Consider the following 12,337-nt stretch of genomic DNA (forward strand, 5'->3'; position numbering starts at 1 on the left):
ATCGGCACTCAACCGTAGAGCGGGCGCGTGGAGGCAAGCGTGGTAGCCGCCGTGGAATCCGACGCGGCTGGCGGGGAGGGGTTTCCCCAAGACGGCGCCGTCATTCGTATTCAACTTCTGGGGCCAACCACCATCAGCCGGGCGGGCGTTGCCTTGCCGTTGCCGCCCTCCCGCAAGCTGCGTGCGCTGGTGGCCTACCTGGCGCTCGCCTCGCACCCCGTTTCCCGCGCGCATCTGTGTGAACTGCTCTGGGACGTGCCGAATGATCCGCGCGGTGAACTGCGCTGGTGTCTCAGCAAAGCAAGAACCTTGTTGGACGATCCGAGCCACCCCCGCGTCCAGGCGGCTCAAGACAGCGTCATGCTGGACCTGCACGATTGCCGTGTTGATGTGATCGACATCGAACTGGCGATGCGGCAGGGCATCAACAACGTCGAGATGGAGCGACTGCGCACGCTGGCGGCGCTGTTTGGCGGAGATTTTCTGGACGGATTGCAGATCCGATCCTGCCCGATGTTCGATAGCTGGCTGGTGGCGCAACGGCGGCGGTTCAGAGCCTGCCAGGCGGCGGTGCTGGAACACCTGGCCGCGACGCTGCCGGACGGATCCGAAGAGCGCTACGACAGCCTGGACCAGTGGCTGCGGCTTGCGCCGTTCGACCGGCACGCGCATGTGCTGATGCTGCAATCGCTTAGCGCGCGCAAACAGCTACGCGAAGGCGAAGAGCACCTGGCTGCCGCGATTCGCGCGTTTGAAGACGAAGGGCTGGATTGGCGTCCGTTGCGGGATGCATGGCGGCAGTTGCGGCTGGCGCCGGCAGCAGCGCCCGGCATCGCAACGCAGGCCGCGCCGTCAGAAGAGGGCCAGGACCAAACCCGACGCGCCTCGATCGCGGTCATGCCTTTCGCGGACGCATCGGCGCGTGACGGTGTGCGGGGAGGGCTGGGCGATGGGTTGGCCTACGACATCATCACCCGCCTGGCCAAGCTGCGCAGCCTGTTCGTCATTGCGCAGGGCACCGTATTCGCCCTGGATCAGCGCAGCGTGGGGCCGGAAGAGGCCGGCCGAACGTTGAATGTGGACTTCGTGGTCAGCGGCAGGTTGCGCCGGCACGCCAAGCGGATCATCGTTGACGTGGCGCTGGTCCAAGCCCGGACCGCTCGCATCGTGTGGGCGGAAACCTTCGACCACCCGCTGGACGACGCCTTTGTCGCGCTGGATGACATCGGCAACCGGATCGTTGCCTCGGTGGAAATCGAAGTTGAATCCGCCGAGCGCGATCGCGCCATCCTCATGCCACCCAATTCGCTGGACGCCTGGTCGGCGCACCATCGCGGCCTTTGGCACATGTACCGCTTCAACCAAGCGGACAACGCGCAGGCAAGACGTTTCTTCCAGATGGCGGTGCGGCTGGACCCGACGTATTCCCGCGCGTACGCCGGGCTGTCGTTCACGCATTGGCAGGACGCATTCCAACATTGGGGCGAGCAGCGCCTGTCGATGGATCTGGCGTACAAAGCGGCGGGTCAAAGCTTGACTGCCGACGAGCGGGACCCCGCCGCGCATTGGGCCATGGGCCGGGCGCTGTGGCTGCGCGGCAGCCAGGACCCATCGCTGGCCGAATTGCAGCGCGCGGTGGACTTAAGCCCGAATTTTGCGCTGGGGCACTACACCTTGGGCTTCGTCCATTGCCAATCGGGCGATGCGCAGGCGGCAATCGGCTCGGCCGATCATTCACGCCATCTAAGCCCCTTTGACCCCTTGTTATTCGGCATGTTGGCCGTGCGCGCGCTGGCGCTGGTCCGATTGGGAAGAATCGCGGAAGCCGCCGACTGGGCGGTGAAGGCGGCCATGCGTCCGAATGCCCACGTACATATATTGGCGATCGCGGCACATTGTTTGGCGCTGGCTGACAGGCAGGACGAGGCGCTGGGTTTTGTGGCCTTGATTCATCAGGCAAATCCCGCGTATCGGGTAGCGGATTTGTTGAATGCGTTCCGGTTGACGACGGATGCGGAGGGCTTGTTCAGGCTAGCGGCAATGAAGATCGGCTTGGCTTAATGGAAATCGCATAATGTGTATTATGTAAAGTATGAAATGGATCAAGAGTCCTGCTTGCCCCAGCGCCAAGCTGCCATCCAACGTCATTCCACCCCTCCAGCAACGTCTTTCTAAGCCAGAACCTTCTTCCTGGTACTTGTTCCGGCCCTGGCCCGCCTGAGCCCCAACCGAATCTGCTTCTCAACCTCCAGCACCGCGAACAACACCACGCCGACGCCCACGATCAACACCCCATCCCACACCGGCACCGACTCCGTGCCGAAGATGACCTGCATCGGCGGCAAGTACGTGACCGCGAACTGCGCCGCCGTCACGGCTATCACCATCGCCCAAACCACCTTCGTACCGGCCACGGCCTTCCACGTCAGCGACGTCCCGTAGATATTCCGGACGAAGAACAGATGGAAGATCTCCATGACCACCAGCGTGTTGAACGCCATGGTGTGCGCCAGCGCCATCGAGCAGCCCCGCGCGTTGGCGTAGTGAAAGACGCCGAACACGGCGATCAAGAACAACGCGCTGACGAACAAGATGTGCCAGGCCAGTTCACCCCCGATCAACGGTGTGCCGGGCGCGCGCGGGGGCCGACGCATGGTGTTTTCTTCCGTGGGTTCAAAGGCCAAGGCCAGGCCTAGCGTGACCCCGGTGATCAGGTTGACCCACAGAATCTGGATTGGCGTGACAGGCAGGCTGGTGCCGGCCAGCAACGCCACAATGACCGTCAGGGCTTCGCCCGTGTTGGTCGGCAGCGTCCAGCTAACCACCTTCTTGATGTTGTCGTAGACGGTTCGGCCTTCGCGCACGGCGGCGACGATGGACGCGAAGTTCTCTTCCACCAGCACCAGTTCAGCCGCTTCCTTGGCGGCCTCGCTGCCCTTCTCTCCCATCGCGATGCCGACGTCGGCGCGACGTAGCGCCGGGGCGTCGTTGACGCCGTCGCCGGTCATCGCGACGATCATGCCTTGCGATTGCAGGGCCATCACCAGCCGCAGTTTATGTTCGGGGCTGGTGCGGGCGAAGATGTCGCAATCTTGGACGGCCTGCCGCAACGCGGCGTCGCTCAGGCCGTCCAGGTCGGCGCCGGTCAACACGGTGCGGGTGTCTTGCAGGCCGATCTGCGCGCCGATGGCGGCGGCGGTCTTGGCGTGGTCGCCGGTAATCATCTTGACGCGGATGCCGGCCGCGCGGCAGGCACGCACGGCCTCGATGGCCTCGGCTCTGGGCGGGTCAATCATTCCCACCATGCCCAACAGCGTCAAGGTTCCGTCGACATCGCTGTTCTCAAGCACGGTATGCGTGGGCTTCATGGACTGCACCGCAAAGCCAAGCAGGCGTTGGCCGCTGGCGGCGATGCGGTCGGATTCCGCGTGCCAGTAGGGGGTGTTCAGTGGTTCGACGCCGCCATCGGCCGCGCGCTGGTTGGCGCACATGGCCAATATGCGTTCCGGCGCGCCCTTCACATAGATGAAGGCTTGCCGCTGATGGTCGTGGCATAGCGTTGCCATGAAGCGCGTCTGCGAGTCGAATGCGATGGCGTCCGTGCGCGTCCAGCCCGCCCGAAGCCTCTGGACATCCGTCCCGGCCTTTTCCGAGAACGCCAGCAGCGCGCCTTCCATCGGGTCGCCCTCGACCATCCAAGCGCCCTCATGTTGGCGCAGCGCAGCGTCGTTGCACAGCGTGCCGGCGCGTGCCAGTTCTTGCAACACGTCGTGGTTCGACGCATCCACGACAAGCCCATCAAGCAGGATGCGCCCTTTGGGTTCGTAGCCCACGCCGTCCAGCGCCAAGACGTGTTGCGGGGTCAAGACCGTGGCCACGACCATTTCATTGCGGGTCAAGGTGCCGGTCTTGTCGGTGCAGATGACGGACACGGCGCCTATCGTTTCAATGGCGGGCAGACGCCGCACGATGGTGTTGCGCCTGGCCATTGCCTGCACGCCGATGGCCAGGGTGATGGTCAGCACCGCCGGCAGCCCTTCCGGAATTGCCGCGACCGACAGGCCGACCACCGCCATGAACAGTTCGGTGAACTCGTAGCCATGGACGAAATAGCCATGCACCAGCAGCAGCGCGGCAACGGCAAGTATCACGGCGGTCAGCCACCTGCCAAAGCCATCCATTTGCTTGACCAGGGGCGTGGTCAGCGTTTGCACCGTGTCCAGCAGTGTGCTGATCCGCCCAATTTCCGTGTGCAGGCCGGTGGCCACCACCACCCCTCTGCCCTGCCCGGCCGCCACCAGCGTGCCGCAATAGGCCATGGGCCAGCGGTCGCCCAGCGCCGCGTCCGTGGTGACGGGGTCTATGTGCTTTTCCACGGGCATGGATTCCCCGGTCAGCACGGCTTCCTGTACCCGCAGGGAATGCGCCGCCAGCAGGCGTAGGTCTGCCGGAACCCGGTCGCCTGCTTCCAGCAGCACGATATCGCCGGGCACCAGGGTCTCGCCCGCGATGCTGCGGCGCTCGCCGTCGCGCAACACATTCGCGCGCGGCGCCAGCATCTGGCGGATGGACGTCATGGCTTTCTCTGCCTTGCCTTCCTGAATAAAGCCGATGGCGGCATTCGCCAGGACCACGGCCAGGATGACGCCAGTGTCGACGCCATGTCCCAGAAACGCGGTGATGGCGGCCGAACCCAGCAGCACGTAGATAAGCACGTTGTGGAACTGTGCAAGAAAGCGGCTGAGCATGCCGCGCTGGCGCGCAACCGGCAGCCGGTTTGGGCCGAAGGTGGCCAGTCTGGATTCGGCCTCGGCCTGCTCCAAGCCCGTGGGCGTGGCCTTTAATTTGGCCAACACCTGGTCGCCCGCTTGTGCGTGCCAGGGGGAACCGTTCTGTTCTTGCGCGGCGTCTTGCATGGGCTGGATTCCTGTGCCGGGGACTGTCACCCAAGCATCGCACGGCCAGCTTGAAGAAGTTTGACGTGGATCAACACCGTGCCTGAGGGCTGGATCATGCTGATAGCAGGCGGTCATTCCCACTACGGCAAGCCCCCCTTAACTCTTGGAGACACCATGAAGAACGTACTCATCCCCGTCGACGGCTCGGACAACTCCCTGCGGGCCGTGCGCTACATGATCGACCGCGTGCGCGAATATGGTCCCTGCACCATCCACTTGCTGAACGTGCAGCTTCCGATCGTGTCCGGCACGGTACTGACCTTCATTTCGGCGGACGCCATCCAGGAATACTACGAAGACGAAGCCAAAATGGCCCTGGCGAAAGCGAAAGACACGCTGGATACCGCCGGCGTCATGTACCAGGCCGAGCTGCGGGTGGGCAACGTGGCCGACACCATCAAGGCCTACGCCACCGAACAGCACTGCGACCACATCGTCATGGGCTCGCGCGGGCTGGGCGCGGCGGGCAGCCTGTTGCTGGGCTCAGTGGCGATGAAGGTGCTGCACACCACCCATATCCCGGTGGTGCTTATCAACTAGCGTGAGGCCGTTGCCCGCGCCCTGCGTTGCCGGAGATCCAACATGTACAAACGTATCCTGGTACCCATCGATGGAAGCCCCACCGCCGAGGCGGGCTTGAAGGAAGCCATACGCATGGCGCAACTGATGCAAGCAAGCCTGCGCATGATTCATGTTGTGGATGAGCTGTCGTTCGCGCTGACCGTGGATGCCTACAGCTATCACGCGGGAGAACTCCTGGACCTGACGCGAAAGAACGGCGCCAAGCTGCTTGAGACCGCCGTGAACACCGCGCGCGCGGCTGGCGTTGAGGCCGACAGCGTGCTGTACGAGAACCTGGACCGCACCGTCCACCAGCGCGTCATGGACGAAGCCGACGATTGGAAGGCGGACTTGATCGTCCTGGGCACCCACGGGCGTCGCGGGGTGCGCCGGGCGGTGCTGGGCAGCAGCGCCGAGACCATCATGCGCGGCGCGGCGGTGCCGGTGTTGCTGGTACGGGCGCCGGAAGCCTAGCGCGGGGCGGGCTGCGAAGCCTTGCGGGCGTCGCCTATTTCAGTTCCACGTCCTCGCCCTGCTCCACCGCATGGCAGCGCCAGCCCAGTTCATCTTTGATGCACAGCCGCAGCGCGTCCGCCGCCGCGGGCTCGCCATGCACGATGTAGGTGTCTTTCGGTGCTCGGGTAAACCCGCTCAGCCATTGCAGGATCTCGTCCGCATCGGCATGGGCGGACAGCATCGACAAGTTGTCCAGCTCGGCCCTGACGGGTACGTATTCCCCATGGAACTTGACGCTGCGGACGCCGTCCAGCATGGCCGCGCCGCGCGTTCCCGGCGCTTGAAAACCGGCAAACAAGATGGTGTTGCGAGGGTCGCTCACATAGTGCTTCAGGTGATGGATGACGCGGCCGCCCGTTGCCATGCCGCTGGCCGAAACGATGATCTTCGGCATGGGTGAACGGTCCAGCGCCTTGGACGCTTCGACGTCGCTGACGCAGGTGGCCACGCGATAGGCGGCTTCGGCCTCGCCTTGCGGCAGGCGCTGGTCGGCCCCGTGTTGAAGATAGGTTTCCACGGCGGCGCTGGCCATCGGGCTGTCCAGGTAGATGGGCAGGCTTGCCGGGATGCGGCCGCTGGCCTTCAGGCGGTGCAGGTGCAACAACAGCAACTGCGCACGCCCCACGGCGAATGACGGAATGATGACCGTGCCGCCGCGCGCGATCGTGCGGCCGATGATGTCCGCCAAGGTATCCAGCACGTCTTGCGTGCCGTGCAGCCGGTTGCCGTAGGTGGATTCAATGATCAGGTAATCGGCTTCGCTTACCGTCTGGGGCGGTGGCATCAGCGGGTCGTTGTAACGGCCCAGGTCGCCCGAAAACACCAGCTTGCCGCCGTCGTAGGCAATCTGCACCACGGCGGCGCCCAGGATGTGGCCCGCGCGCGTCAGCGTAAAGCGCAGTCCTGCCGGCAGGTCCTGGGGGGTGTCGAATCCAACCGGGCACAAGGCGGCAATGGCACGCTGCGCGTCGGCGACGGTGTACAGCGGCAGCGCGGGCTTGTGCTGCGAGAGGCCGTGGCGGTTGAGGTAGTCGGCGTCCGCCTCTTGCAGGTGCGCGCTGTCCAGCAGCAGGATGCGGCATAGATCGCGCGTGGCTTCCGAACAATAGATCGGCCCGCGAAACCCTTCACGCACCAGCCTGGGCAAGTAACCGGAATGGTCCAGGTGCGCGTGCGACAGCACGACGGCCTCGATGTCGGCGGGCGGCACGGGAAACGGCGCCCAATTGCGCAGCCGCAAGGGTTTGACGCCCTGAAACAGGCCGCAATCCAGCAGGACGCGCCGTCCCTGCACATTCAGCAGGTGTCGCGAACCGGTGACGGTTCCCGCTGCGCCTAGAAAGCGCAATCTTGGGTTCGACGGCATCAGGCCTCCTGATCAGCATTGGTGATCAGGTTCGCACGCCATGCCGCCGCCTGGCGCCGCGAACATGCGTGCTTGCTTGACCAAAGTCAATATCCACCGCGCCCGGCGGAACAAGATGGAAGCAACGATACAGTGGACAGGCTTGGACGCTGGCGTTCTGGAGAAACATGATGCTGGCACGCGACCTGATGTCCCAAGATCCCTTTTGCGTTAGTGCAAGTACACCCGTGTCGACCATTATTCACGCGATGCTGGACAAGAACATCAGCGCCGTCATGGTGACCGGCGACAGCGGCGAATTGATCGGCTTGGTCAGCGAAGGCGATCTGGTGCGCCGCCAGGACAGCGTGCACCAGCAAAAAAAGGACCATTGGCTGTCGCTGCTGGCGCAAGGCGAGGCGTTGAACCTGGAATTTCTGCATAGCTTGCAGTTAGGCGAGCGCACCGCCGCCGCCGTGATGAGCCGCCCCGTCATGACCCTGGACGACACCGCGCACCTGTCCGAGATTGTTGACGTGATGCTCAAGCACGGCATCAAGCGGGTACCCATCACCCGCGCCGGCAAGCTGGTGGGCGTGGTGAGCCGCCGCGACATCCTGCGCGCCCTGCTCGCGCAGGAATCCTGAGCGTGCTGCCCTAACAAGGAGCCATGATGTCGCGCACAGCCATTATTTTTTATTCGCGTTCCGGCACGGGGCGCACCGTGGCCGAACGCCTTGCCACGGCGTCTGGCTGGCCGGCGTGGGAAATCCGGGACGCCAAACCCAGGGCCGGCCTGTCCGGCGACCTGCGCTGTGTCGTGGACAGCCTGTTCAAGCGCAGCCCGGCGTATCGGTATGACGGGCCCGAGCTGGATGTGCTGGACCATGTGGTGCTGGTGGCGCCGGTTTGGCTGCGTTCCCTTGCCGCGCCCATGCGCGCCTTCCTGAAGACCGAGGCGTCTTTTCTGCCGGCCTATTCCGTGATCTGCGTCATGTCGGGGGTGGGCGGGTTTCGTGCTGTCGACGATATCGCCACCTTGGCGGGCAAGAAGCCTCGGTCGATCCTGCTGTTGAAGCAGGCGGACGTGCTGGCGGAAGAATGCGATGCGTCCCTTTTCCGCTTCAAAGAGCAGGTGGCCGCGGCGACCCCGGCGGGTCGCGACGACAGCCACGTGCTGCGTGCCGTGGATTAAGCGCTCCAGCCAAACGCCCTACCCCTCCCGGGGGCGGTCTTTTGCGATCTGGATTCGCCTGGCAATGTGTGCTGCAATGACTCGTCGCTGGTTGTCGCAGCCCCCGTCCAGGGCAACGCTACGCAATGGGAAATTCGTCGAGCGCACCTCCGCTGATCGACATCATCCAGTCCGCCACCGAGCCGATCATCACGATTGATGAACAGCAGCGTATCGTGATGTTCAACGCCGCGGCGGAACGTGTCTTCCTTCGCAATTCAGCAAGCACCATCGGCGCCAAGCTCGACATGCTGATACCCGTGCGCTTTCGCCAGGTACACGCCAGGCATGTCGATCGTTTCAAGCACACGGGCATCTCTGAACGCCAAATGGGCCTGGGCGCGCCGTTGTGGGGCTTGAGGTCCAACGGCGAAGAATTTCCCATGGAAGCGTCGATCTCGCAGACGCATACGGAATCCGGCGTATTCCTGTCCATTTTCCTGCGTGACGTCACCGAGCGGCAACGCATCGATCAGGCGCTGCGCGCCTCGCGCGATGAACTGACCCGCTTGTCCAATGCCTTGCTGCATGTGCGCGAACAAGAAAAAAAGCACATTGCCCGCGAACTGCACGACGACCTGGGCCAAAGCCTGACGGCGTTGACGATGGAACTGTCGCAACTGGAATCCACCATCGGCGCGAATGACCCGGAAGCACGCGAGCGGGTGCGGGAACGTGTGCAGGTGATGCGCGCCTTGGTCAAAAGCACGTTCGCGTCGTTGCGGCGCATAGCCTCCGACCTGCGCCCGGTCATGTTGGATGACCTGGGCCTGGCCGCCGCCGTCGAATGGTTGGTGGCCGGTTTTGTGTCGCGATACGGTATCGATACCGACGCCCGCATCGAAATCGGCCCGGCCGAACCGTCCAAACGGGTGGCCACTACCCTCTTCCGGGTGGTGCAGGAAGCGCTGACCAACATCGCCAAGCACGCGCAGGCCAGCAAAGTACAGGTGCACCTGTCCTGCACCACTACCCATTGCAGCCTGACCGTGCAGGACAACGGCGTGGGCACAACGCCCGACAGCATTGCCAAGAAGCTGCCCATGTCGCTGGGCTTGCAAGGCATCCGCGAGCGCGTGCGGCTGCTCAATGGCGAAGTCACGATCACCACCCGCAAACAAGGGGGCTTTCGCCTGGAGGCCAAGGTGCCCGCCGAACATCCGAACTTGCCAGGGGAAATGAATTGATCACCCTGATGCTGGCCGACGACCACACCTTGCTGCGCGAAGGGCTCAGGCGGCTGCTTGAACAGGCGGGCGACATCACGGTGGCGGGCGAAGCGCGAGACGGCTCGGAAGCGCTGCGGCAGCTTGCCCTGCGGCCCTGGGACCTGATCGTGCTGGACATGTCGATGCCGGGCCGCGACGGGGTGGGCCTGATACGCCAGATAAAGGCGGACTTTCCCAAGGTGCCGATCCTGGTGCTGACCATGCATGGCGAGCAGCAATACGCCGTGCAGGCGATCAAGGCCGGCGCGGCTGGCTACCTGACCAAGGACAGCGCGGCGGACGAGCTGGTGCAGGCCGTGCGCAAGGTGGCGGCGGGCGGCCGCTACCTGAGCCGGTCGCTTGCCGAAAGCATCGTATTCGAGCGGCACGGCGATATCAGCGGCCTGCCTCATCTGTTGTTGTCCGATCGGGAGCTGTCCGTATTCCGGTATCTGGCCTCAGGCATGAGTAATTCGGATATTGCGCGGCTACTGTGCCTGAGCATCAAGACCGTCAGTACCTACAAGGGCAGAGTCCTGGTGAAGATGCAGTTGCGCAACCAGGCCGACCTGGTGCGCTACGCCATCAAGCACGACTTGTTTGACGACGAGGACAGCCCAGGCAAATGATGCCCGGCTCCGCGCACGGCGTATTCGCCCAAACAGGCTTGCCCGTAGGAATACGCCTACAGCTGTAGTCTGTTTCCCCTGAAAACTGGCGGGCTGCGCTGATAGTGCAAGCGGGTTTGATGATGCAGACTGGCGGTGGAGTGTGCCAGATGGCCCGTGAAACCTCCATTTTTCACCCGGCGGCCATCTTCACCTGACGTGAGGCGCAGCCATGGATGCTTCCCTTATCCCTTCCCTTGTCCCCTACCCAGGCAACGGATCCCGGGGGGCCGCGCGGCGCGGCACCGGCATCCACGATGGACCGGTGCGGCTGCCGGCCGATTGCGACTTCTGCGGCATGGCGCGCATCTGCCAGCCAGGCCGCAACAATCACGTCCAACCTATCCACGATACGGCGCGCAACTGGCGCCTGGTCCACCGTGGTGAATCCGTTTACCGGGCCGGCGACTCCTTGTTGAATCTGTATTACCTGCGCGCCGGGTCGATGAAGATCCGCGTCACCAACCCATCCGGTTCCGAGCAGATCGTGGCGTTTCCGATTGCCGGCGCGCTCTTGGGGCTGGATGCCATCGCCACGGGCGCGCACGAGTGCGATGCCATCGCGTTGGAAGATTCGCTGGTCTGCGTGCTGCCCTTTGACGAGCTGATGTCTAATTGCCTGCACGACTCGGTGGCCTCCCGCGAATTCAACAAGCTGATCGCCCAAGAGGTCAATCAGTTCCGGCGCCTGTTGACGGCATTGGGCTGCATGTCGACCGAAGGCCGCATCGCGCGCTTTCTGGTGAACCTGTCCGAGCAGATGGCGGCCAATGGCTACTCCGCCCGCGAATTCACGCTGAAGATGACACGCGAAGACATCGCCAACCATCTGGGCATGACGATCGAAACGGTATGCAGAACCTTCGGGCGGATGCAAACGGCGTCGCTGCTGAGCGTCAGCAGGCGGAATCTGGAAATCCGCAACCTGGAAGCCTTGAGGAAAGTCGGTAGCGTGTAGCGCGGCGTAGCGTCGTTTGTCGTGTCCTACTACGCCCCGCCACGCCCTGGCTAATGCGAGAACAGCACCGGTACGGTCATGGCGGCCAGCAGCGAACGGGTTGCCCCGCCCAGCACCCATTCATGCATGCGGCTGTGCCCGTAGGCCCCCATGACGATCAGGTCCGCGTTGAAATCCGCCGCCGCGCTCAGGATCGCGTCGCCGATGACGGTGTCGTCCATGTTCCTGGATTCTTGCTCGGGCTGCGGAAAACCATGGCAGGCGCAATAGGCAGCCAAGTCTTCGAAGGGCACGCCGGCCTCAGGCTTGGCGTCCGCATCCGGGGTGCCGACCAGCACGCGCAGCGCTCGGGCGTTGCGCAGCAGCGGCGCGGCATCGGCGATGGCGCGGGCGGCTTCCCTGCCCCGGTCCCAGCAGTACAGGACGCGCGTGCCGATGGTGGGAAACGTGCCTGCCGTGGGCAGCACGATCACCGGCCGGCCGGCGGTCAACAAGGTTTGCTCCACAAAATTGTTGCCCGTTGCGGCATACAGGTCGTAGGCGTTTTGCTGGCTGATGATCAGTACATCCGAACACCGCGCATGCCGCGCCGCGCATTCAGCGGGCGCGTCGTCCCCTTGCCGCCACGACACGGCCACGCCCGCGGCCAGCGCGGCTTGGGTGAACGCGGCCTGGACCGCCGCGCGGCCCCGGGTGTTCATTTCGCGGGCCATGTCTATGGACCGCACCCATAGCCCGGCGGCGTCGTAGAAATACCCCGGCAGCATGTAGCTGGCGAAGATGCCGGTCAGATGGGCGTCATGCGCCTTGGCCAGGCTCAGGCCCAGGTCGATGCGGCGGGCGCAGTCGACCCCATTGTCCAGATGAACCGCGATACGGCTGAACATGG

At 64.1% G+C, this 12,337-nt stretch carries 11 protein-coding genes; 8 read left to right on the top strand and 3 right to left on the bottom strand.

Features of this window, described 5'->3' with window-relative positions; genetic code table 11:
• Positions 1–39 precede the first annotated feature (39 nt).
• Positions 40–2,061, top strand: a complete 2,022-nt coding sequence (locus CVS48_RS18540) for a transcriptional regulator (protein WP_242001232.1) — start codon at positions 40–42, stop codon at positions 2,059–2,061.
• A 110-nt stretch (positions 2,062–2,171) separates the two neighbouring features.
• Here the strand turns inward: CVS48_RS18540 and CVS48_RS18545 are convergent, their stop codons facing one another.
• Positions 2,172–4,916, bottom strand: a complete 2,745-nt coding sequence (locus tag CVS48_RS18545; protein ID WP_100855715.1) for a cation-transporting P-type ATPase — start codon at positions 4,914–4,916, stop codon at positions 2,172–2,174.
• Between the two features lie 156 nt (positions 4,917–5,072).
• On the opposite strand from CVS48_RS18545, the gene CVS48_RS18550 reads away from it, so the two are divergent.
• Positions 5,073–5,498: a universal stress protein gene (locus CVS48_RS18550; protein ID WP_100855716.1), complete on the top strand. Its 426-nt coding sequence runs from the start codon at positions 5,073–5,075 to the stop codon at positions 5,496–5,498.
• 42 nt (positions 5,499–5,540) lie between these two features.
• Positions 5,541–5,993 (top strand): universal stress protein, encoded by a 453-nt coding sequence (locus CVS48_RS18555; protein WP_100855717.1) that lies wholly within the window; start codon positions 5,541–5,543, stop codon positions 5,991–5,993.
• Positions 5,994–6,027: 34 nt separating this feature from the next.
• Here the strand turns inward: CVS48_RS18555 and CVS48_RS18560 are convergent, their stop codons facing one another.
• Positions 6,028–7,401: an MBL fold metallo-hydrolase RNA specificity domain-containing protein gene (locus tag CVS48_RS18560; protein WP_100855718.1), complete on the bottom strand. Its 1,374-nt coding sequence runs from the start codon at positions 7,399–7,401 to the stop codon at positions 6,028–6,030.
• A gap of 188 nt (positions 7,402–7,589) precedes the next feature.
• On the opposite strand from CVS48_RS18560, the gene CVS48_RS18565 reads away from it, so the two are divergent.
• The 5 genes from CVS48_RS18565 (at position 7,590) to CVS48_RS18585 (ending at position 11,448) form a co-directional block, all read left to right on the top strand.
• Positions 7,590–8,027, top strand: a complete 438-nt coding sequence (locus CVS48_RS18565) for a CBS domain-containing protein (protein ID WP_279629475.1) — start codon at positions 7,590–7,592, stop codon at positions 8,025–8,027.
• A 23-nt stretch (positions 8,028–8,050) separates the two neighbouring features.
• The gene (locus CVS48_RS18570) at positions 8,051–8,575 is read left to right on the top strand and encodes a flavodoxin family protein (RefSeq protein ID WP_100855720.1); all 525 of its coding nucleotides are present in this window, start codon (positions 8,051–8,053) and stop codon (positions 8,573–8,575) included.
• A 125-nt stretch (positions 8,576–8,700) separates the two neighbouring features.
• Entirely contained in the window at positions 8,701–9,801 is a 1,101-nt protein-coding gene (locus CVS48_RS18575; protein ID WP_100855721.1) for a sensor histidine kinase, read from the top strand.
• Positions 9,798–10,451 (top strand): response regulator, encoded by a 654-nt coding sequence (locus CVS48_RS18580; RefSeq protein WP_100855722.1) that lies wholly within the window; start codon positions 9,798–9,800, stop codon positions 10,449–10,451. Before CVS48_RS18575 ends, CVS48_RS18580 begins: the two co-directional genes overlap by 4 nt.
• A 211-nt stretch (positions 10,452–10,662) precedes the next feature.
• Entirely contained in the window at positions 10,663–11,448 is a 786-nt protein-coding gene (locus CVS48_RS18585; RefSeq protein WP_242001230.1) for a helix-turn-helix domain-containing protein, read from the top strand.
• Between the two features lie 50 nt (positions 11,449–11,498).
• Here the strand turns inward: CVS48_RS18585 and CVS48_RS18590 are convergent, their stop codons facing one another.
• A complete protein-coding gene (locus CVS48_RS18590; protein ID WP_100855724.1) occupies positions 11,499–12,335 on the bottom strand; it encodes a universal stress protein in 837 nt (278 codons plus the stop codon).
• Positions 12,336–12,337 lie beyond the last annotated feature (2 nt).

The sequence above is a fragment of the Achromobacter spanius genome (genome assembly GCF_002812705.1).
GTDB lineage: Bacteria > Pseudomonadota > Gammaproteobacteria > Burkholderiales > Burkholderiaceae_B > Achromobacter > Achromobacter spanius.